Raw genomic sequence first — 21,296 nt, forward strand, 5'->3', positions numbered from 1 at the left:
GCCAGCCGCTTAGGTCTAGAAAATTTGGCATGGCCGTTCTTTGGTCAGGTCGAATTTTCTAAATCGATCTATATAGTTCTGTTATATGAAGATGAGAGCTACATTCTTTGTTTTTCCATATCGATCACATGCCTTCTTTAGAGTCATAGTATCAGTATGTCCAAGATTTGGAGATTAATTGCAATTATCTTGAAGTTTTTGCACCAGAACGCTACTACCTTGCAAAAGTCCTTTAAAGAACGAGTTAATTTTTTTATTCAACTACGAAGTAGGAGAGTTGAAAAAACAGTCAGCTAAGTAATGGCTTTTAAAGGAATAGATATCCCATTTCCCGCTCACAAATAGAAAATGATAAAAATGTATGTTAGAAATCCTTACATACTTATTTTTAAATATTCTATCTTTTTATAATATTTTATTTGTAGACTTCAGGTGTTATAAAAACTAACACACGAGCTCCTGGAGAACTGATTATATATTGGAGGGAATGGAACATGAGGCAAGGAGATATTTCAAGTAGCCATGATACGGTAGGAGTGGCAGTAGTCAACTATAAAATGCCAAGGTTACACACAAAGGAAGAAGTATTAGAAAATTGCCGAAACATTGGGAATATGATTGTGGGTATGAAGCAGGGTTTACCAGGAATGGATCTCGTCATTTTTCCGGAATACAGCACACACGGCATCATGTATGACGAGAAGGAAATGTATGAAACAGCATCAAGCATTCCAGGTGAAGAAACGGCTATCTTTGCGGAAGCTTGTAAAAAAGCAAATGTATGGGGCGTGTTTTCATTAACAGGTGAAAAACATGAAGAGCATCCCAACAAAGCTCCTTATAATACGCTTATCCTTATGAACAACAAGGGAGAGATTGTTCAGAAGTACAGAAAAATTATCCCTTGGACACCAATCGAAGGCTGGTATCCTGGTGATCAAACATATGTATCCGAAGGACCTAAAGGGCTGAAGGTGAGCCTAATTGTTTGTGACGATGGGAACTATCCAGAAATCTGGCGTGATTGTGCAACAAAAGGTGCTGAATTAATCGTACGATGCCAAGGCTATATGTATCCTGCAAAGGAACAGCAAATTGGAATTTCAAAATCAATGGCATGGGCGAATAACAGCTATGTCGCAGTTGCGAATGCTTCTGGTTTTGACGGCGTTTATTCTTATTTCGGTCATTCAGCTATTATCGGTTTTGATGGCCGTACGCTTGGTGAGTGCGGAACAGAGGAAAACGGTATTCAATATGCGGAGCTTTCTGTGTCTCAAATCCGTGATTTCCGTAAAACGGCTCAATCCCAAAACCACCTGTTCAAACTTCTTCACCGTGGCTATACCGGTATCATCAACTCTGGTGATGGCGATAAAGGGATTGCGGAATGCCCATTCGATTTCTATAAAACATGGGTGAACGAACCTGAAAAAGCTCGTGAGCAAGTAGAGGCGATGACAAGGCCAACAATCGGAACGGAAGAATGTCCAATCGAGGGCCTTCCCAATGAAAAAACCAACTTAGTTGGCTCGAAATAATATTTCTGATAGACAGGAAATCATGTTTTTCCTAAACCTAATCGGTTCTGGTACAAAGATTGTGTTCGTTTTAAAGATTCCTGCGTATTCCTAACAGAATCGAGGTTTATGCAGCAATTCCAAATAACCGATGGATGAACTTTGCTTAATAACCACTATACATGTTATAAAAAGCCATACATCTTAAAAATGTTTTGATCATAACAAACGACTTTTAGTAAAACAAACAGAACGTTCTTTAACAAAAGGCTGAACCATTCCTAGAATTATATAAGATTTTTAAGAATGGTTCAGCCTATATAATGTTATTTATTGTGACGTCTAATGTAATATATTCGAACGAAAATTCATGGTTGCTAATTAAAAAAATATATTTTCTCTCCCGAATTTTAAAAGTCACGGAATTTACAAGGTTTATATATGTTCTTTCCAGTTTTTGGTTATTTTTTGAAAATATAGTGTTGTTATAAAATGTATTCTATTTTGTCAACGCATTAAATTTGGATAATGGAGGAGAATTATGTTAACACCAAGCATCGGGTATCTTATCCTACTAATTTTCGGAGTTTTATTTACGGGAGTTACTGTCATCATTCACCGTATGGATTCCAAACGTCACGGAAAAGAGATGACGGCAGAACAATTTAATACAGCCGGTAGAAGTGTGGGTGTCGGGTTGGCAAGTGCCTCAATTGTAGCCGCTTGGACTTGGGCCGCTACAATCATGATGTCCTCATCAACCGGATATCAATATGGAATTAGCGGGCCTTTTTGGTATGCTGCTGGTGCTACAATCCAAATTTTATTATTCGCCATTCTTGCTATTCATTTAAAACGAAAAGCACCGCAAGCCCATACGTTTTTAGAATTTATAGTACAACGCTTTGATAAAAAAAATCATCGATTAATGCTAGTATTTGCACTAATGACGAATATTATCGTAACATCGATGATTATTCTTGGCGGAGCTATTACTTTACATCAATTAACAGGAATGAATTTATATGTTGCAGCTTTTCTGATCCCATTAACTTTTACAATCTATACCATGATTGGCGGATTAAAAGCTTCCTTTATCGCGGACTACTTACACACTGTCATTTTATTTATTGTACTTGCTATTTTCGGAGTAGCTGTCTATTACAAATTTGGGATTACCAACATTTACGAAGGTTTACGTGCTTTGCCTGAGTCAAAACAAATGCTAACTATGGCATCCATTCCAGGGCTATTATTTGGAATTATTAATATCGTAGGGAATTTTGGAACAGTTTTTGTGGACCAAGCTTATTGGCAGCGAGCAATTGCAAGTACTGATAGGGCCGCTTCCAAAGCTTACATTTATGGAGGTATTGCTTGGTTTTCTATTCCATTTGCGGTAGCCACCATTCTAGGGGTTAGTGCAGCCGGTCTTGGTATTGCTGTTTCTTCTCCTGATTCTGTCGCGCCTATTATGGCATCTCATATACTAGGTACTGTAGGATCCATCCTATTTTTAACAATGTTATTTATGGCTGTTACTTCTGCGGGCTCTGCCGAACTTACTGCGGTAACCAATATTATCGTTACGGACATTTATCGTCATTCTATCAATCCAAAAGCTAGCAGTGAAAAATTACTAGGTGTATCCCGTTGGATTACACTAGGTTTCGGATTAACGATGGGTCTATTTTCTATCTTTCTTTTTTACTTAGGAATAGGTCTTGGATTTGTTTATATGGCAATGGGCATCTTTGTTAGTGGGGCTGTTATTCCAGTCACACTTGGATTGATATGGAAACGCGCAACAAATACAGGTGCCTTTTATGGTACGTTATTTGGCATGGTTGGTGGAGTAACTGTTTGGATCCTTTCTGCCTATGTAACAACAGGCCATGTTAGTATCGATTCATTAGGTCAGCTATATCCCATGCTTTTTGGAAATTTAGCTGTTTTTGTCTTCAGTGGAATTATCTCTATTGGCCATGGCTTAATATCTTCCGAGGAATTCGATTTTGAATCCTTAAAAGATAAATTTAAAAGCTTTGATGATAGTGCAACTGAAACTAGAAAGGAGAAACTAGTATGAACGATCAAGAGTTAATGAAAGACACCAAGTTGTACACTCGCTGGGCTATTGCTTTGAGTCTGGTATTAGTCGTCATTTGGCCAGGCATCATGTTTTCAACGGGTTATATTTATAGTCTACAGTTTTTCAAAGGTTGGGTTTGCTTAGCTTTCGGATGGTTGATTATAGCAGCGCTTTTTATTACAATCCGACCATTGATTGAGTTGTATAAGGAATACAAATGAAACTCATGAAGAGCCGATGAACCCTATATAAGAGTAACATGAAGAAAATTCCCAACCACCTCTCCTCACTTGGCTAGGTGGTTGGGAAGCCTTTTTCAAAAAGCATTTTTTAAAACTTTCCGTTTTTCTCCATATTCATCCCAGTTCCTTTGCCATGCTGATAAAGGTTTTCACCAAAGGTGATCGCTCGTTCTTGCGCCATGAAACACCCATAGAAGCGACTGGCAATTGATCTTTCATATCCAGGAATACAACATCTTGAGTATGGAGATTTATGGCCGATTGGGGAACCACTGCAATCCCCATTCCAGCCGCAACTAAACCAATGACGGTTTGGAATTCGAAGGCCTCTTGCCGGATGATTGGATTACATAAACCCAGGATTTCATCATATAGACCTGCCCACGTTTTCCGAGACAGCATGACGAAATCGTGAGGAGTGAGGTCGGCAAGAGAAATGTTCTTTTTCCCCACTAAGGGGTGCTGTTTTGGAACGGCCAACGCGCAGGGGACCGTTGAAACGATTTCGGTACATAAGGTGTCATCATGAATGGGGGGTCTTAGAACCCCTACATCGATTTTTTCTTGACGTAATGCTTCGATTTGTTTAGGTGTTGACAGTTCGAGAAGATGCACTTGAACGTCTGGATACAGACTGCGAAATTCCCGCAGAACGGCAGGAAGTATGTCATAGGTAGCTGCCCCGACAAAACCTACTGTTAGATTTCCGATTTCACCATAATGGGTGCGTTGTGCGTTCTCGACAGCACGATGAAGATGATCCGAAATTTTACGAACTTCTTCAACAAATACTTTTCCCGCATCTGTTAATTCGACATGTCGATTGTTTCGATAAAAAAGTGGAAATCCTAGTTCCTTCTCTAGATTTTGAATTTGCAAGCTTAAGGGAGGTTGTGTGATTCTAAGGCGTTCCGCTGCACGACTGAAATTTAATTCCTCGGCTACGGTAAGAAAATATTGCAATTGTCGAAGCTCCATTGTTTATCACCTGTTTTTTATTTATACACAAAATATATTATAACAATACAAATTATATATTGTACAATTCCTTTTAATCAAGATAGGATAGCACTATAAACAAGTTTGAAAGGGGTTTTATAAATGACTAACAGTACACAGCCAGGACAATTATCGGTCGGAACGGTGAGTGAAAACTGGACCGGGGATGCCCGTTTTTATGAATATACGACTGCTGCCGATCCGATTGGGAGCGGCATTATCAGTCCGATCCCCGCTAAAGAATTTGGCCCTGAGTTATACAACTCAGGTGAAACTCGTATGGTAACACTGGATCTTTCTAAGGAATTGAGAACCGAATATCAAGCAACGAGTCCATCCCTTCTTGCTCACTTTATTCGCATTAATGCGGGGGATTCCATTAATACGCAACCAAATGCAACAAGTGAATTATATTACATCATTTCTGGTGCTGGAAGCACAGAGGTAAATGGCCAAACAATCAACTGGAAAGAGGGAGATTTCTTAACTCTTCCATCTGGATCGGTTAGCCGTCATACAGCAACAAAAGATACAACAATCTATTATATTTTAGATACGCCACTTCTTGATTATCTGGGAGCTAAAGCGACCGAAGCACGTTTTGAACCGACCCTTTTTACAGCTGAACAAGCTAAAGCCAAACTAGATGAAGTAGCTAATGCACCAGATGCCCATTTAAAAAATCGTATCTCTATCTTGTTAAATAATCAAAGATTTGATCAAACTCTGACTATTACGCACGTACTATGGGCTATGTTTGGTATCGTTCCTGTAGGGTCCAATCAAGCACCTCACAGCCACAAATCGGTAGCGCTTGACTTTGTCGCTTATGCTGCACCTGGTACTTATACCTTGGTTGGAGATAAGGTGGACCCGGTTACTAGCCAAATCATCGATCCTATCCGTATTGATTGGGTAACAGGGAAAGCTTTTGTTACTCCTCCAGGATTGTGGCACTCTCACCACAACGAGTCCGGGGAGCCTGCATTCATTATCCCAATTCAAGACGCGGGTCTTCAAACGTACCTTCGTACATTGGATATCCAGTTTACCCATTACGATCAAGAATAGTAAAGCACCCTTCGGGGTGTTTTTTATCTCCCTCTCCCATGAAAATTAATAAAGCTCAAAATCTAAAAAAGAGCATATTAAAGTAGACCTAGAAAAACACATTTTAAAAAAAGCCTGAGCCTTCTGAGTGATAATATAGAGTTTGGTAGATAGATCAACTGCTCAAAAAACAGATTGTTTTGACTAACCATCGGCGGGAGAGGAAGAAAACTCTTGCTGATAAAAGCTTTATTTTATGAAAGGGAGAATGAGAGTGAGAGTCGCTAAGTTTTGTGAACGAAACATTAAGGTAACTCCGGCGGGTGAAGCTATAGACATTCTCCGGCGGAGTTACCAGGACGATGTGGAAGTTCGTATCGTCGATTGCTTCAGGCGATGTTTGGAATGCAGGGTGAAGCCGTTTTGTCGCATCCAATTAACAACAATGGAAGCGGACAAGCCGGAAATACTGGTGGAAAAAATACTCCAAACCGTTCGAAGGGAAACCCAGTGAAAAAACAGATTCTTCTTTAACATGTAAAATGTTTTTTCCTGTTCATAAAATCACTTATGTTAACCTCTCTTGAATGAACCAAGACAGATTTCTTATAGAAATAATGATTTGTTCATCAATTGTAAAAGGTATACTGCCCCATTATCTTAAGAAGAAAAAGTCCCAATAGGGTAAGCTAGCTCTATTGGGATATTTTTATTTTGTCCAGATTATTTATAAGATTAATTTGGTTATTTATACAAACACATTTTAATAACCACTTGAAAAGTGTAAGCGTTTTCTATCATACTAATAGTAGGTTGGATAGCAATGGTGGCTGTCGCGGTATCTGGCGTAGGCGGGGCCTGTACCAGGAAGGGACGCAGGAATGGGTGTCCTTTTTTTATATAAAACTAGCTGTTTTTATGCAGTTTTTTGGCTTTTTCAAAAGACGGAAAGATTGATTTATCAACTATGATTAATAAATTAGAAAAAGGGTTCAAAACCTTGTTATGATGAGGTTTTGAACCCTTTCTCTATTTCCTCTAAGCTGATTTATGTAAACTGGAAATGAATCAGGTATACATCAAAATCTTAAGAAGAATATCAAATAAAAATTTTATTTGAACAATATCTATAATATAATTGTTATTAATTTCCATTAGTGGTATTTTTAATACAAAACAAATTGGATATATAAGAAAAGCATGACTTGCTGAGGGGGATTTTCAATGCCGAAAATCGCAAGAAATTTAACAGATTTAATTGGTAATACACCTTTATTAGAGATGTCTAACTATAATAAAGCTAATAATCTTGAAGCAAAAATCATTGCAAAACTGGAATACTTTAATCCGGCAGGAAGTGTTAAAGACCGAATTGGTTATGCCATGATTAAAGATGCAGAGGACAAAGGACTAATTAATAAAGACTCCGTTATTATTGAGCCTACTAGTGGCAATACGGGAATTGCCCTTGCCTTTGTAGCTTCAGCGCTGGGATACCAATTGATTATAACATTACCAGAGACTTTTAGTATTGAGCGAAGAAAGCTTCTACAAGCACTTGGAGCTGAATTGGTTTTAACCCCTGGATCAGAAGGAATGAGAGGTGCCATCAGAAAAGCAGAAGAATTAGCCGCACAGACACCGAATTCGTTTATACCACAACAATTTAATAATTCAGCTAATTTAGAAATTCATAGGCAAACCACTGCTGAAGAGATTTGGAGAGATACTGACGGTACAGTTGATATCTTTATTGGGGGTGTGGGAACCGGAGGAACAGTTACCGGAGTCGGTGAGGTACTGAAGCAGAAAAAACCTTCTGTAAAGGTAATTGCGGTTGAACCTTTTGATTCACCTGTTCTTTCAGGAGGTAATCCAGGGTCGCATGGGATTCAAGGTATTGGAGCCGGTTTTGTACCGAATATTTTTAATAAATCAATCGTTGATGAGATTTTTAAAGTGAAAAATGAACAAGCATTTGAAACCTCACGCAAGTTGGCCAAGAGTGAAGGGTTACTTGTGGGTATTTCTTCCGGCGCTGCTACATTTGCTGCAACTCAAATTGCTAAAAGACCTGAAAATAAAGGGAAAACGATTGTTGTTCTATTACCTGATACTGGAGAGCGTTATTTATCTACACCTCTTTTCCGAATGGATTAGAACAGCCATTTAAATTGATTAAATAATCAAACGTTTGCTTAATCATTTATTTTCCTTTCATTTTCATTCCTCTTTCATTAAAATGAATATTAATAATTTTCAAAAAAAGGATGATTGTATGACGCAGGTTGATGAACTGGAACAATTTATCTACCCGTTCAAGGACAATGTGTTTCGCTACTCAAATAACTCCATTCCGTTGGATGATCCGAACAGTGTTGAGATCACTCCGAGCTACAGGGAGGAAATGAAGCTTAAGCGTGATCTTCTCAGCCGCTATCCTGAACGGTGCTTTCAATCACAACCTCATACTTTAAGAGGGCAATGGGAAATAGTCGATTTAATTATTGAGCATCTAATAACCTATTATCCTGATATGTTCGCTCTAGATAAAATCGGAGAGAGATGGGCTTTTCACAATAAAAGATTAGGAGAAAAGCATTGTTTCACATTTGGAGATGAAACAACACTTCCATGCGAACCCTTAGATTTTATCGGCAGGCATGTACAAGAAGATCTTATTTTAATGATACAGCGAGATGAGGATTTATTTTTGGATGCGGGTCAGTTATGTTTTCCTGCAAATTGGTCGCTGGCTTTTAATTTAGGGATGAGTTTCAAAGAAATACACAGGCCTATTCCCGGGTTTAAAGAGGAGACTTTGGATGATAGAATTCTAAATTTCCTTTTGCGATTGGAAGCAGGAAATCCATGGGGAAGAAAAAATTGGTCATTAATGGCGGGGAATCGACTAGATACGTCACTTGAAACATTTGATAAGTGGGGAAAGGACAGAAAAAAAGTAACAAAGGAAAATGTCGGTGACTTTGTTCATTTACGTGTGGAGAATCAGAAGTTATTCCGTTTGCCGCGAACGGGCGGCATTCTTTTTACGATTCATACACACCTGCTGTCTTTAAATAAATTGGCTTCAAAACGGGAATGGCTTGAGCAATTTTATAACATCCTTCGTGAACTTCCTACTCCTATTTCTGATTATAAAGGAATCTCTCTTTTCAAGGATGCAGTAATAGATCACTTGAAAGATAGGCTTATTGAAAACAGGTGAATTTTATGAATAAAGAGGGCTTAAATCAAGAATCAAATTTAATACAAAAAGCGACTTTCATATCTGGAAAGCGCAAATATTTATTTTGTGCTGACCAGAAGGGGATGTCGATCTTAACCCCCATTATAGAGCGGGTAATCGAAGAAAAACTTTCCTTCGAATTGCTTTTTATGGGAGAAAATCATGAAAAAGAACTGCCTCCGGCAGATTTGTCGAAGTGGTTAAGCCAACAGAAGATGGGAAGTTATCTTTACTTGGCCGGACCATGGAATATGCTTAAAAGCATAAAACGTTTGGCTGAAGAAATTGGTTTTTCTGATGAAGAAGCGCAGTTCGTTGGCTATGGTGTACAACAGATGAACGTGTTTTGCTGTCGGTGTCACGGAATAACCGAAATGGAGATTCAAGAGACAAGCCAACAAGAGAAAAAGATAAAACCTGAAATCATGTGTCGTCACTGTGATTTATTACTTGTTGTTTCTGACCATTACTCTTCATTAAGAGATGCTTATCTAGGTTATGTCGCTAAACTTTAAACAGGGGTGGACACCATTGTATAAAGAAAAAACAATACCCGTTTATGTAAAATCCATTCATAAGGAAACTCCACTCGTTAAATGCTTTACGTTAGCTCCAGTTGATGGAACCGTTCTTCCAGCTTTTAGCGGAGGATCTCACATTACTGCATATATTGAAGGAAGTGATGGCTTAATAGAAAGGCAATATTCTTTAACGAATCACCCTGACCATACTGGCGGCTACCAAATTGCAATTCGATTAAGCGATACATCGAAAGGTGGTTCTCTCTATTGGCATCATCATGTAAAAGTGGGCGACAAGTTACAGATTAGTTATCCCAAAAACCACTTTCCGTTAAGCTTTAAGGCGAAGCACCATGTGTTTTATGCAGGCGGAATCGGAATTACGCCATTTTTATCAATGATGGCTGAGTTAAAGGATAGAGGAGCTTCATTTGAACTGCATTATGCATCTAAATCAAGGGAATTCTGTGCTTTTTACAACTTTTTAAAAGAAAACTATTCTAAGCAATGCTATTTTTATTTTTCGCAAGAGAGAAAATCCAAGCGAATAAGTAAAAGTACACTCCTTCACCATTCTATAGGAACACACGTCTATTTTTGCGGAACGGAATCTTTTATTTCTAACTTTACCGAAGCGGCACTTGAGTTAGGATATCCGAGTTCAAGCGTTCACTTTGAGCGCTTTACGCCTCCTCAACCTAAGAAACTTGCTCCCTTTCAAGTTAAATTAACAAACGGGGTAACAGTAAATGTCTCTAAAGAACATACCCTATTGGAAGCATTACTCGAAGCAGGGATAAAGGCACCGTATTCTTGCCGAGTTGGACGCTGCGGGACATGTGAACTTAAAGTAATAGAGGGAACAATTGATCATTATGATTCATTTTTGAGCGAAGAACAAAAAAATTCCCAAGGCGTTATCTTGACATGCGTGTCACGAGCTAAATCCGATAAATTGGTCATCGATTTTTAACGAACCTCCGAAAGAATTCCCCTTCCTCAAGTGTGTACAGGGTGCAGCCCAATAGGAAGGGGACATTCACTCATAGAACGATTAACTGGTTTAAGAAATTTAGCTTGAATAGTAGCAGTCATTTTAATCTACCTGGTTCGACGGGAGTTGCCTCGCATTTAGTCACATCTTATATAGGTATTTTCGGTTCCACATTTAGCATTAGCCTTGCTTCGATAAATCACTCCTCGTTCATTCCCAACTTTAGCATTCTTTCATACATCAATCCTGTCACTTTGTGTTTTTATGTGGCAGGAGAATCGCAGTAAAGAATTATTAAATAAAGAATTGGTCATCTTATAAATTATATAATCACTTAGCGCTCAAAAAAAATGATCTATGTCAGAGCATGTGACAATTTAATGGAAGTATAATATAAAATCTCTTATACTTACGCATAATCACCATATTCGAAAATGTAGGAAGGGAGTCACATTTTTTTAGAATATTAATTTAGTGGAAACGCTTTCATTTTTGGGCGATTGGTGTTAAAATATAATTATCAAAGAGAAGTGAAGGTGTGATGGACATGAAAAAACTATTTCTGGAAGAGTTAAAATGTATTGTTGAAAGTGAAGTGCCACTTACAGAATACCGAGTAGAACGATTACAAGAAGAATTTGGCCAGAGCCCATTTTTGATCAAACAATTTTATCAACTCTTATTAGAAAAACGTCACATTTTACCGTTCATCGATGATGTTGAGGCAGCTGTTTATGATTACATAGTTAGCCGAGAGATGGCCCAAGCCAAAACTTTTTATGGTGCAACCATGTTCGTAGCGGAGATGTTCGGGACAACCCAGACTTATGTTAAATGCAAAGTGAATCAATATAGACAACCAGCATCTTTAAAACCGAGCGCATAGAAGATACTTTTAAATCATTAAACAAGAGAGTTCTAGTGGTCAGTCCCCCATTCAAAGTGAAAAAATGGGGCACTGACCTTTTTGGCTGTAGGGACATTACGGCTTGAAAAGAGTGTATATTAGCATTAAAAACTAGAACGGCTATAATCTAAGTAACGATAAGAATTTGAGATAGGAAAGGTCTTAGGTTCAAAAGGAGACAGAATTATGACTTGATAAAAAGCTGAAATTTCTTGTAAGGCACAAGAAATTTCAGCTTTTTTCTTTTTGTTTATATCCCTATATTAAATTGAGTGATTTTAGTAAATGAAAAAAATTATGTTTATTTTTGTGGAACAGAGGTATGGGAATAAGGATAAGTGAAAAGGCAAGTATCGCAGGTAAATAGATTGATTGCCTGTTCGTTTTCTCTACTATTTACCGGCTATAGCTATTTAAAAGAAATACTAGCGGGGTGAAGTTAAACATGAAAAATGATCTTTTTTCCTTCCGTATCAACGATAAGGAATGCAAAGCGGTTCCCGGGCAGAGCATTCTTGAGGCTGCCAAAGCCCATGATTGTTACATACCGGATATTTGTTACCATCCTCAATTGGGCGCCATTCAAACGTGTGATACGTGCCTTGTCGAAGTAGACGGTGAGTTAGTGCGTGCATGTGCTACCCAACCATCACCCGGAATGAATATTATTACGAATTCGGATGTGGTGAAAGAAGCACAGCTGGAGTCAATGTCACGCATTCTGGAAAACCATGAGCTGTATTGTACGGTTTGTGACAATAACAACGGGAATTGCAAAGTGCACAATACCGCAGAACATTTAGAGCTTGAGCATCAGAAGTATGAGTTTAAACCAAAACCGTACCCTGAAGATAATTCGCATCCATTCTACCGTTATGACCCTGATCAATGCATTCTCTGCGGCCGCTGCGTAGAGGCGTGCCAGGATTTACAGGTCAATGAGACGCTGACGATTGATTGGGGGCGTGAACGTCCGCGTGTCATTTGGGATAACGATGTTCCGATTGATCAATCCTCCTGCGTATCATGCGGTCATTGTGTAACGGCATGTCCATGCAATGCGTTGATGGAAAAATCGATGTTAGGCGAGGCCGGATATCTGACGGGTATCACAGCTGATGTTCTGGAGCCGATGATTGATTTAACGAAAGAAGTGGAGCCGGGATACAGAGAAATCTTTATGGTTTCTGAGATGGAAGCCGCCATGCGCAAGTCACGGATTGAACGCACAAAAACGGTCTGTACTTATTGTGGAGTAGGGTGCAGCTTTGAAGTTTGGACAAAGGACCGCCAAATCTTGAAGATTGAGCCGCAGACGGAAGCGCCAGTAAACGGCATTTCCACCTGTATGAAAGGAAAATGGGGCTGGGATTTCGTTAATAGTGAAGAGCGATTAACAAAGCCTCTCATCCGAAAAGGCGATACTTTTGTTGAAGCATCCTGGGATGAAGCCCTTGATTTAATTGCCGAAAAAATGACTGCCATCAAAAAACAATATGGACCGCAGGCAATCGGTTATATTTCCTCTTCCAAATGCAGCAACGAGGAAAACTATCTTTTCCAAAAGCTTGCCCGCGGAGTGATGCAAAGCAACAACGTGGATAACTGTTCCCGTTACTGTCAATCACCGGCTACTGCAGGACTTCTTCGCACAGTAGGAATCGGCGGTGATTCAGGAACCATGGAAGATATTATTGCTTCTGATCTGATTATCGTGGTAGGTGCCAATCCGGCGGAATCCCATCCTGTTTTGGCTACACGCATTAAGCGTGCTCATAAGCTTTACGGTCAAAAATTGGTTGTAGTGGATATCCGCAAAAATGAATTGGCCGAACGTGCTGATTTGTATCTTCATCCTAAACACAGTACTGACCTAATCTTATTATCTGCGGTTACGAAGTACATCATTGACCAGGGATGGGAAGATAAAGAGTTTTTAAGAAACCGGGTAAACGGTTTTGAAGAGTACAGGGCTACAGTAGAAAAATTCACACTGGAATATGCAGAAAAAATGACAGGAATCAAAAAAGAAGAAATCATAAAGCTTGCAACTATGATCCATGAAGCGAAATCTGCCTGCATCCTCTGGGCGATGGGTGTGACTCAGCATGTGGGCGCAACGGATACAAGTACCGCTATCTCAAATTTATTGCTCGTTACCGGCAACTACGGCCGTCCGGGTACAGGAGCGTATCCGCTGCGCGGACATAACAACGTACAGGGCGCTTGTGATTTCGGGACTATGCCGGCCTGGTTCCCGGGATATGAACCGGTACAGGACGAGAAGGTGCGTGCTCGCTATGAGCAGGCGTGGGGAGTCAAGCTTCCGGTAGAACCGGGCTATGATAACCACCAGATGGTCGAAGGCATTCATAAAGGAGAGCTCAAAGCGATGTATCTAATGGGTGAGGAGATGGCATTTGTAGATGCTAATTCCAATCATGTAGACAATGCGTTTGAAAAGCTGGACTTCTTCGTCGTGCAGGATATTTTCTTTTCAAAAACCGCCCAGTTTGCCGATGTGGTGTTACCGGCAGCTCCGAGTCTCGAAAAGGATGGAACCTTCACAAACACAGAACGGCGCATTCAGCGCTTCTATAAAGTGTTTGAACCCGTTGGAGAGTCAAAGTCTGACTGGGAAATCATTCAGGAGATTGCCAATCGTCTCGGAGCGAATTGGAACTACACACATCCAAGTGAAATCATGGCGGAAGCGGCAAGTCTTGCTCCTCTATTTGCCGGTGTAAGCTATAAGCGGCTTGAGGGCTGGAACAGCCAGGTATGGCCGGTTGCAGCGGACGGAACAGACACCCCGCTGTTATATACGGAGAAATTCGGTCTTCCTGATGGAAAGGCAAAGCTGTTTCCTGTTGATTGGACATCACCGTTTGAGGTGGAGAAAAAATATGATTTACACCTTAACAACGGGCGAATCCTTGAGCATTTCCATGAAGGAAATATGACGTACAGATCGAAGGGGATCAGTCATAAAGTACCTTCTGTCTGGCTCGAAGTGTCACCGGAGCTTGCAAAAGAGCGGGGCATAAAAGACGGTTCACTGGTACGTTTGACATCCGAGTATGGACAAGTTGAGGTGCCGGCCCTTGTTACAGATCGTGTGAAAGGAAATGAGCTTTATTTACCGATGCACACGAGAAAAGACAATGAAGGCGTCAACCGATTGACAAGCAGCCACCATGATTATGTCACCCACACACCAAACTATAAAGAAACGGGTATGCAACTGGAAGTTCTCAAACGAGAAGGAAAGTCTCCGCTTCCGCGGCAAAACCATCGCTTCGGTCACCGCATTTCTCAGGTTGGCGTAAGGGTTGAAGAGAAGTGGAGCAAACCGGGATATGTTCCTGTTGCTGAAACTGCAAAAAAGGAGGAGCGTGCTTATGGCAAAGGCAATCACTAACATTGAAAAGTACATCCCATCCAAAGCTCAGCAGGAGGCGGACTCCATTGAAGAAATCCTGAAGGTATTGAGTGATAATAAAGAGTCGGTGACAGCCTTTCTAGAGATTGTGAAAGAAGTACACGAATCCGGGATTTTTGACATCATACAAGGCCTCCTGAAAAACAAAAGTGAGGTAGCAAAAGTAGGTCTTGAATTCGTAAATGTAGCGGGTATTCCTTCCATGGCGAAAAACGGAATTGTGGCCATGCAGTTTTTAAGCAAGCTTGATCCGCTCAAAGTTCATATGCTGTTGGAAGGACTGAATAAGGGTCTGGAGAGAGTGTCTGTGGAGGATGAAAACCATACAAGCATGTGGGGAATGGTGAAGGCTCTTCGGGAACCCGAAATCAATTCTTCCATCACCGTTTTGCTTAACTTTTTAAGAGGGATGGGTACAGAATTTGATAAGAACAAGGAACAGATTAAGAGAGAAGTACATGAAACAAACAACACACGATAGAAGGAGGTATCTGTATGATTAAAAGGTGTGAAATTTGCGGAAAGCTGAAAGAACAACCAGACGAGCAGACAGAGGGAATGGCAGGTACAAAAGGCCTTTATGTTTGTGAAGACTGTAGAAGGGACCGCCGAAAAAGTATGGATAAGGTAGTGACGCAGTAAAAACGGAAACATTCAGGTGTTGGAATGAGTCTGTTTGCCGGGTATGGATCAAAAAAATCTATTAATATAGTAAAAAAGAGAGTGATGATATGGCATTTCATACACCCCAGGAAATTGCAAAGTATACAGTAGACGCGGGTGTTCGCAAAGCTTATATGGCGGTTCCAAATATGCTTGTGCTTGGGTTTTTGGCGGGCGCCTTCATTGCACTCGGATTTTTGCTTGATATTCGAACGGTCGGCAATTTGCCTGAAGAGTGGGGGAGCTTCGCTTCCTTTCTCGGCGGCGCTGTATTCCCGGTCGGGCTTATTTTAGTGCTTGTGGCAGGGGCAGAATTACTGACGGGAAACATGATGGCCCTCCCGCTTGCCTGGTTGTCAAAAAAGATTCCTTTCAGCCTTGTACTGAGAAACTGGTTTTGGATTGCTCTCAGCAACTTTGTTGGAGCTGTCTTTGTTGCTTATTTCTTCGGACATGTTGTTGGACTTACGGAAACAGGTCCATTTTTGGAAAAAACGGTGTCCATCGCAGAACACAAACTTAATGAAGCATTCCTGCAGTCTTTTATCTCAGCGATTGGCTGCAACTGGCTTGTTGCACTGGCCGTATGGCTGGCATACGGTTCAGAGGATATAGGCGGGAAGATTTTAGGGATTTGGTTTCCGATTATGGCATTTGTGACGATTGGCTTCCAGCATATTGTCGCTAACATGTTTGTCATTCCTGCCGCTATTTTTGCCGGTTACTTTAGCTGGCTTGATTTTCTGGGAAACTTCGTACCGGTATTTTTGGGCAATGCTGTCGGTGGGTCCCTGTTTGTCGGTGGGGCGTACTGGTTTGTCTATATTCGCCCGACCCGGCAGGAGAAAGGTAAGGCGAATGTAGCCCGCCGCCAATTACCCTTGGAAAAATAACTGGAATATGTTTATGAGGAGGCGAACTTTACATGGATCGTCCGCTATCTATTCAAGAAACTCAACTACTCCGTGTCGTTAAGGAAGCAATCATATCATCTACTAAAAAGAAAACAGCCATTTCATCTGTAAAACTTGGGACTATATTCCAAACAAACCATAAAGTCATTGAGAAGTATTTGGACCAATTTGTAGATGAAGGGCATATTGTTCGCATACATGATGAAAGCCGTTACCCGAAAGTTATATATGGTTTGCCAGAATAAGTGAGAGATCTCTTACTTTGAATCCAGTCAGAATCATCAACATAAAAGGCTAAAATCCCTTGTGCTATAAGAGGTTTTAGCCTTTTTTTACGATTGAGGTTGGTTTTTTTGCTTATTTGCTTCTTCTTTTCTTTTTTGAAAAAAGAGAAGAATGGATTCAATAACTAATAAGAAAATAAAAAAAAAGAGAACACACATCTCAGCAGCTTCCATCACAAGAAAGGGATTAAAAGCATTTTTCAGCGAAGTAATTATATCAAATCCTAGAAGAATGTCCATGCTTAGAGAAAAGCCCATTAAAAGTCCCATCGTCAAAATAGTAATACCAAAGATTTTCATTTTTTATCACTCTCCAATACATATTTTTTTCCTTCTCCAAATCGTTATACCATAAGGAAATAATTGTCATAAATGTATAATCGAAGAATACATTGCGAAAAATGTAAAGAAAAAAGAAAGGTATTTTGAACTATGCCTTCATTTTTTAAACGGCAAAAACAAAAGAAAAACAGTCAGGATCAAAAGGAAAACAACCAAGATCAGTCTAACAATAGATTACCGGAGTTCATGGATGGTTCCTTGGCTGCCAACCTTGAAATCATTAAACAGAAAACAGGAAACAGCTCAGATGTAGTCATCCGAACGTTGAAAATCGGCAATAATTCTGAGATTAGAACGGCCATCGTTTATGTTGAAGGCATTGTTGACAATCAATCCATCGACGATTTTTTAATCGAATCGATGACGAATAATCATGATTTACAAGAAAAGTTAATTCGACAGGAAGCTTTGGAAATCATTGGCGAAGAGGCAGTTGCTCTCGGTAGTGTAAAACTGGTAAGTAACTGGGATGAGTTGTTACTGTCTTTGATGTCAGGTGACACCATTATTCTTTTCGATGGAACCAATAAAGCACTGAGTGCGAGTACAAGAGGAGGAGAGAAACGTTCGATCCAGGAACCGGGTACCCAGATGTCGGTCCGCGGTTCAAGAGAAAGTTTTACTGAATCAATCGGAACAAATACAGCCATGGTGCGCCGAATCATTAAAAATCCAGATTTATGGCTGGAGTCCATGAAAATTGGCACGGTTACGAAAACAGATGTTGCGATTATGTATATAAACGGCATTGTCAATGATGAAATCGTCGAAGAAGTGCGTAAACGGTTAAAAAGGATTGACATAGACAGTATTCTCGAATCGGGTTATATTGAACAGCTGATTGAAGACCAGACCATGACAACCTTTCCGACACTTTACCATACAGAAAGGCCGGATATGGTCGCGGGCAATCTCCTTGAAGGAAGAGTTGCGATTTTTGTAGATGGAACCCCGTTTGTGTTGCTTGCGCCGGCTGTATTTATCCAATTCTTTCAGTCAGCTGATGATTATTATGCCCGTTTTGATATCGCAACAGCGATTCGCTCTTTACGGATCCTAATTTTCTTTATATCCCTTATAGGACCTGCCGCATATGTTGCTGCCACAACCTTTCACCAGGAGATGATTCCAACACAGTTGTTGATCGCGATTGCGGCACAGCGGGAAGCAGTACCTTTCCCGGCGTTTATCGAAGCCATCATAATGGAAGTAGCGTTTGAAATTTTACGGGAAGCAGGCATTCGGCTGCCAAAGGCCATTGGCTCGGCAGTATCAATCGTCGGGGCTCTTGTGATCGGACAGGCGGCAGTACAGGCTGGAATTGTTTCGCCGGCCATGGTGATTGTCGTGGCCATCACGGCGATTGCCAGTTTTGCAACCCCTTCATTTGCGATTGCGATTTCGGCCCGTTTGATCCGGTTTTTATTTATGGTAAGTGCCGCAACATTTGGTTTCTATGGAATCATTCTCGGAATTATCATGATGATCGTTCATCTATGCAGCCTGCGTTCGTTCGGTGTTCCATATATGTCACCGCTTGCACCATTCATCCCGGCGAACGCAGGCGATACAATCGTCCGAGTACCATGGTGGACTTTAAGGCAAAGACCAAGATTAATCGGTGATAAAAATAATGTTCGTAAAGGGAAAAATCAGAGGCCGCAGCCTCCTGAAAACCGCGGAATGGTAAATAGCAATACTGAGAAAGGTGACCGGAATGAATCATAAATGGGTTTTTCTTTTCTTGATGTTGGCTGGCATAGTGTTGCTTTCGGGATGCTGGAGTAAAAAGGAGTTAACCGATCTTGCGTTAGTCGCGGCCCTCGGCATTGATAAAAATGAAGAGGGCAGGTATGTCGGAACCTTTCAAATTGTCAATCCAGGAAACGTAACAGGAGGCATGCAGGGCGGCGGAGGAGGGCAGGGCCCGGCCATTTCCGTCTATTCCACTACCGGAGACAATCTAGTTGAAGTGAGCCGCCGTGCATCAACCAAGATCTCACGAAGGATGTATTACGCCCATACCAACCTGGTGATCATTAGTGATAAGCTGGCAAAAGAGGAAGGTATCACTAATATTTTTGATGCCTTTGACCGTGATCCTGAATTCCGGATAACGGCGAAGGTTGTAATTGCCCACGATGCAAAAGCAGCAGATATTGTGAAAACGTTGACGGCCGTCGATAAAATTCCAGCTAATAAAGTGATTAAAACATTAAAATTTACGGAAAGAAGGTGGGGAGCACATATTAATAACAATATTCAAGACGTGATCAATTCCCTCGTATCTCCCGGAAAAGAACCAGTCCTCACCGGATTTCGCTTGAATGGGAATTTTAAAGAGGGGAAAAAAATGGAAAATATTCAACAATCTGCTCTCGAAGCAACCCTTCAAGCCGACGGCCTTGCCGTTTTTAAAGAAGGGAAGTTGATCGACTGGCTTCAAGGGGAAACGGCAAGGGGGGCCGTATGGATATTGGATAAAATCAAAGCAACAGGTGTGAATATCAACTGGAAGAAAGAAGAAGAGGCCATCGCTTATGAAGTGGTCCGCCAAAAAACAAAAGTCTCTGCTAATATGAAAAACGGCCGACCCAACATTTCGATTCATGTCCGTGCAGAAGGAAACATTGGCGAGGTAACGGTGCCTGTTGATCTAACCGACCCGCGTGTACTGTTGAACATAGAAAAGGCATTGGAAAAAGAGATCAAGAAAGAGATACAGGATGCCATCCAACGTGCCCAGAAAGATAAATCGGATATTTTCGGATTCGGTGAAGCGGTACACCGTTCCGAGCCGGAAGCATGGAAACAGTTGAAGCATGATTGGAACGATAGTCACTTTCCTGAATTAAAAGTGGACGTGACGGTTGATGCGTTTGTACGCCGTACTGGCTTAAGAAACAAACCTTACCTTTCTGATATGGAAAATAATCAATAAAAGGAAGTGACAAATCAGTGGAGAAGGCGAAAATCAGCGCATACCAGCTGTTTGTCCTCATGTTATTGTTTGAACTTGGCAGCGCCCTGTTGGTTCCTCTTGCGATCGAGGCGAAACAGGATGCCTGGCTTGCCATTCTGCTTGGAATGGCAGGCGGCTTTTTCTTGTTTTTAGTCTATCATCGTCTTTATCAATATTATCCCGATATCCTGCCAACAGAATATGCGCAAAAAATAATGGGAAAGGTTTTCGGACGGGTACTGGCCTTTCTTTACATACTCGCTTTTGCATATCTCGGGGCAAGGGTGCTGCGAGATTTCGGGGAGATGTTGGTAACATTTGCCTATCCGGATACGCCTTTGTTCATCGTGAACGCATTATTGATGCTTGTGATTATTTACAGTGTCCGTAAAGGAATCGAGGTATTAGCAAGAGCAGGGGAATTGCTTTTTGTTTTAATGTATTTGCTTGCCATTACCGGATTTATTCTGATTGTTGTTTCCGGTTTGATCGATATGAATAACTTAAAGCCGGTACTGGAAGAAGGCATTTCGCCGGTTATGAAAGTTGTCTTTACTCAAACCTTATACTTTCCGTTTGGGGAAGCGATCGTGTTTGCGATGATTTTACCGTATTTGAATAACCCGAAAAAGGCGAAAATCACGGGTTTATTCGCCTTGGGCTTAAGCGGCATCAACCTGGCGCTTGCAATGGCTATTAACATCGGTGTTCTCGGTGTTGATCTTACTTCACGTTCGCAATTTCCCCTTCTTTCTACCATACAGACCATTCAGGTAGCCGATTTTTTGGAACGTCTTGATGTTTATTTTATGCTTGCGTTGGTTATCGGCGGCTTCTTTAAGATCAGTGTGTTTTTTTATGCAGCTGTTACTGGTATTGCAAGCTTGTTTAGTATTAAAGAAACTTCACGGCTGACTTATCCAATTGGACTTGTCATTTTATTTTTATCCATCACCATGGCAAGCAATTTTCCAGAACATATTCAGGAAGGGCTGGAGGTTGTAACGCTTTTTGTGCATCTTCCTTTTCAAGTGATTATCCCTGTTTTACTTCTGGTTGTTGCTTTTTTTAAAAACAGAAAAAAACACGGATAGTAGTCTATCCGAACGGGAAG

At 40.7% G+C, this 21,296-nt stretch carries 20 protein-coding genes; 18 read left to right on the plus strand and 2 right to left on the minus strand.

What is annotated here, in order from left to right:
* Positions 1 to 494 precede the first annotated feature (494 nt).
* The 3 genes from ACFOU2_RS13455 (at position 495) to ACFOU2_RS13465 (ending at position 3,833) form a co-directional block, all read left to right on the plus strand.
* The gene (locus ACFOU2_RS13455; RefSeq protein ID WP_377915937.1) at positions 495 to 1,541 is read left to right on the plus strand and encodes an aliphatic amidase; all 1,047 of its coding nucleotides are present in this window, start codon (positions 495 to 497) and stop codon (positions 1,539 to 1,541) included.
* Between the two features lie 520 nt (positions 1,542 to 2,061).
* Complete coding sequence (locus ACFOU2_RS13460; protein ID WP_377915939.1) at positions 2,062 to 3,609, plus strand: sodium:solute symporter family protein; 1,548 nt, start codon at positions 2,062 to 2,064, stop codon at positions 3,607 to 3,609.
* Positions 3,606 to 3,833, plus strand: a complete 228-nt coding sequence (locus ACFOU2_RS13465) for a hypothetical protein (RefSeq protein ID WP_377915941.1) — start codon at positions 3,606 to 3,608, stop codon at positions 3,831 to 3,833. Before ACFOU2_RS13460 ends, ACFOU2_RS13465 begins: the two co-directional genes overlap by 4 nt.
* Positions 3,834 to 3,968: 135 nt before the next feature.
* Here ACFOU2_RS13465 and ACFOU2_RS13470 read toward each other — a convergent pair whose 3' ends face one another.
* On the minus strand, positions 3,969 to 4,832 hold the full coding sequence (locus ACFOU2_RS13470; RefSeq protein ID WP_377915943.1) for a LysR family transcriptional regulator: 864 nt from the start codon (positions 4,830 to 4,832) through the stop codon (positions 3,969 to 3,971).
* 123 nt (positions 4,833 to 4,955) lie between these two features.
* On the opposite strand from ACFOU2_RS13470, the gene ACFOU2_RS13475 reads away from it, so the two are divergent.
* From ACFOU2_RS13475 to ACFOU2_RS13530, 12 genes are all read left to right on the plus strand, one after another.
* Positions 4,956 to 5,924 (plus strand): cupin domain-containing protein, encoded by a 969-nt coding sequence (locus tag ACFOU2_RS13475; RefSeq protein WP_377915945.1) that lies wholly within the window; start codon positions 4,956 to 4,958, stop codon positions 5,922 to 5,924.
* Between the two features lie 247 nt (positions 5,925 to 6,171).
* Positions 6,172 to 6,417 (plus strand): DUF1450 domain-containing protein, encoded by a 246-nt coding sequence (locus ACFOU2_RS13480; RefSeq protein ID WP_377915947.1) that lies wholly within the window; start codon positions 6,172 to 6,174, stop codon positions 6,415 to 6,417.
* A 710-nt stretch (positions 6,418 to 7,127) separates the two neighbouring features.
* The gene (cysK, locus tag ACFOU2_RS13485; RefSeq protein WP_377915949.1) at positions 7,128 to 8,063 is read left to right on the plus strand and encodes a cysteine synthase A; all 936 of its coding nucleotides are present in this window, start codon (positions 7,128 to 7,130) and stop codon (positions 8,061 to 8,063) included.
* A 118-nt stretch (positions 8,064 to 8,181) separates the two neighbouring features.
* Complete coding sequence (locus ACFOU2_RS13490; protein WP_377915951.1) at positions 8,182 to 9,132, plus strand: heme-dependent oxidative N-demethylase family protein; 951 nt, start codon at positions 8,182 to 8,184, stop codon at positions 9,130 to 9,132.
* A 5-nt stretch (positions 9,133 to 9,137) separates the two neighbouring features.
* Positions 9,138 to 9,668, plus strand: coding sequence for a dimethylamine monooxygenase subunit DmmA family protein (locus tag ACFOU2_RS13495; protein ID WP_377915953.1), 531 nt, complete (start codon positions 9,138 to 9,140; stop codon positions 9,666 to 9,668).
* 16 nt (positions 9,669 to 9,684) lie between these two features.
* Entirely contained in the window at positions 9,685 to 10,647 is a 963-nt protein-coding gene (locus tag ACFOU2_RS13500) for a PDR/VanB family oxidoreductase (protein WP_377915955.1), read from the plus strand.
* 568 nt (positions 10,648 to 11,215) lie between these two features.
* Entirely contained in the window at positions 11,216 to 11,554 is a 339-nt protein-coding gene (locus ACFOU2_RS13505; protein ID WP_377915957.1) for a hypothetical protein, read from the plus strand.
* 466 nt (positions 11,555 to 12,020) lie between these two features.
* Positions 12,021 to 14,996, plus strand: a complete 2,976-nt coding sequence (gene fdhF / locus ACFOU2_RS13510; protein ID WP_377915959.1) for a formate dehydrogenase subunit alpha — start codon at positions 12,021 to 12,023, stop codon at positions 14,994 to 14,996.
* Positions 14,977 to 15,498, plus strand: a complete 522-nt coding sequence (locus tag ACFOU2_RS13515) for a DUF1641 domain-containing protein (RefSeq protein ID WP_377915961.1) — start codon at positions 14,977 to 14,979, stop codon at positions 15,496 to 15,498. Before fdhF ends, ACFOU2_RS13515 begins: the two co-directional genes overlap by 20 nt.
* 14 nt (positions 15,499 to 15,512) lie before the next feature.
* Positions 15,513 to 15,659 carry a hypothetical protein gene (locus tag ACFOU2_RS13520; protein ID WP_377915963.1) on the plus strand — a complete coding sequence of 49 codons (147 nt, stop codon included), beginning with the start codon at positions 15,513 to 15,515 and terminating at the stop codon, positions 15,657 to 15,659.
* Between the two features lie 89 nt (positions 15,660 to 15,748).
* Positions 15,749 to 16,573, plus strand: coding sequence for a formate/nitrite transporter family protein (locus tag ACFOU2_RS13525; protein ID WP_377915965.1), 825 nt, complete (start codon positions 15,749 to 15,751; stop codon positions 16,571 to 16,573).
* 32 nt (positions 16,574 to 16,605) lie between these two features.
* Entirely contained in the window at positions 16,606 to 16,839 is a 234-nt protein-coding gene (locus ACFOU2_RS13530; protein WP_377915967.1) for a hypothetical protein, read from the plus strand.
* An 87-nt stretch (positions 16,840 to 16,926) separates the two neighbouring features.
* On the opposite strand, the gene ACFOU2_RS13535 is transcribed toward ACFOU2_RS13530, so the two are convergent.
* Complete coding sequence (locus ACFOU2_RS13535; RefSeq protein ID WP_377915969.1) at positions 16,927 to 17,178, minus strand: hypothetical protein; 252 nt, start codon at positions 17,176 to 17,178, stop codon at positions 16,927 to 16,929.
* Positions 17,179 to 17,310: 132 nt separating this feature from the next.
* On the opposite strand from ACFOU2_RS13535, the gene ACFOU2_RS13540 reads away from it, so the two are divergent.
* Genes ACFOU2_RS13540 through ACFOU2_RS13550 form a run of 3 tightly spaced genes read left to right on the plus strand, consistent with a single transcriptional unit; the run spans position 17,311 to position 21,276 of the window.
* A complete protein-coding gene (locus tag ACFOU2_RS13540) occupies positions 17,311 to 18,948 on the plus strand; it encodes a spore germination protein (protein ID WP_377915971.1) in 1,638 nt (545 codons plus the stop codon).
* Positions 18,938 to 20,161: a Ger(x)C family spore germination protein gene (locus ACFOU2_RS13545; protein WP_377915973.1), complete on the plus strand. Its 1,224-nt coding sequence runs from the start codon at positions 18,938 to 18,940 to the stop codon at positions 20,159 to 20,161. Before ACFOU2_RS13540 ends, ACFOU2_RS13545 begins: the two co-directional genes overlap by 11 nt.
* A gap of 17 nt (positions 20,162 to 20,178) precedes the next feature.
* A complete protein-coding gene (locus ACFOU2_RS13550) occupies positions 20,179 to 21,276 on the plus strand; it encodes a GerAB/ArcD/ProY family transporter (RefSeq protein ID WP_377915975.1) in 1,098 nt (365 codons plus the stop codon).
* Positions 21,277 to 21,296: the final 20 nt, after the last annotated feature.

It is taken from the genome of Bacillus songklensis (genome assembly GCF_042649685.1).
In the GTDB taxonomy this organism is placed as follows: Bacteria; Bacillota; Bacilli; order Bacillales; family Bacillaceae_H; genus Bacillus_BA; species Bacillus_BA songklensis.

What these genes read in the sequence shown, in the direction of transcription:
- ACFOU2_RS13455 (WP_377915937.1), top strand. Translation starts at nt 495, where the DNA reads ATGAGGCAAGGAGATATTTCAAGTAGCCATGATACGGTAGGAGTGGCA.
- ACFOU2_RS13460 (WP_377915939.1), top strand. Translation starts at nt 2,062, where the DNA reads ATGTTAACACCAAGCATCGGGTATCTTATCCTACTAATTTTCGGAGTT.
- ACFOU2_RS13465 (WP_377915941.1), top strand. Translation starts at nt 3,606, where the DNA reads ATGAACGATCAAGAGTTAATGAAAGACACCAAGTTGTACACTCGCTGG.
- ACFOU2_RS13470 (WP_377915943.1), bottom strand. Translation starts at nt 4,832, where the DNA reads ATGGAGCTTCGACAATTGCAATATTTTCTTACCGTAGCCGAGGAATTA.
- ACFOU2_RS13475 (WP_377915945.1), top strand. Translation starts at nt 4,956, where the DNA reads ATGACTAACAGTACACAGCCAGGACAATTATCGGTCGGAACGGTGAGT.
- ACFOU2_RS13480 (WP_377915947.1), top strand. Translation starts at nt 6,172, where the DNA reads ATGAGAGTGAGAGTCGCTAAGTTTTGTGAACGAAACATTAAGGTAACT.
- cysK (WP_377915949.1), top strand. Translation starts at nt 7,128, where the DNA reads ATGCCGAAAATCGCAAGAAATTTAACAGATTTAATTGGTAATACACCT.
- ACFOU2_RS13490 (WP_377915951.1), top strand. Translation starts at nt 8,182, where the DNA reads ATGACGCAGGTTGATGAACTGGAACAATTTATCTACCCGTTCAAGGAC.
- ACFOU2_RS13495 (WP_377915953.1), top strand. Translation starts at nt 9,138, where the DNA reads ATGAATAAAGAGGGCTTAAATCAAGAATCAAATTTAATACAAAAAGCG.
- ACFOU2_RS13505 (WP_377915957.1), top strand. Translation starts at nt 11,216, where the DNA reads ATGAAAAAACTATTTCTGGAAGAGTTAAAATGTATTGTTGAAAGTGAA.
- fdhF (WP_377915959.1), top strand. Translation starts at nt 12,021, where the DNA reads ATGAAAAATGATCTTTTTTCCTTCCGTATCAACGATAAGGAATGCAAA.
- ACFOU2_RS13515 (WP_377915961.1), top strand. Translation starts at nt 14,977, where the DNA reads ATGGCAAAGGCAATCACTAACATTGAAAAGTACATCCCATCCAAAGCT.
- ACFOU2_RS13520 (WP_377915963.1), top strand. Translation starts at nt 15,513, where the DNA reads ATGATTAAAAGGTGTGAAATTTGCGGAAAGCTGAAAGAACAACCAGAC.
- ACFOU2_RS13525 (WP_377915965.1), top strand. Translation starts at nt 15,749, where the DNA reads ATGGCATTTCATACACCCCAGGAAATTGCAAAGTATACAGTAGACGCG.
- ACFOU2_RS13530 (WP_377915967.1), top strand. Translation starts at nt 16,606, where the DNA reads ATGGATCGTCCGCTATCTATTCAAGAAACTCAACTACTCCGTGTCGTT.
- ACFOU2_RS13535 (WP_377915969.1), bottom strand. Translation starts at nt 17,178, where the DNA reads ATGAAAATCTTTGGTATTACTATTTTGACGATGGGACTTTTAATGGGC.
- ACFOU2_RS13540 (WP_377915971.1), top strand. Translation starts at nt 17,311, where the DNA reads ATGCCTTCATTTTTTAAACGGCAAAAACAAAAGAAAAACAGTCAGGAT.
- ACFOU2_RS13545 (WP_377915973.1), top strand. Translation starts at nt 18,938, where the DNA reads ATGAATCATAAATGGGTTTTTCTTTTCTTGATGTTGGCTGGCATAGTG.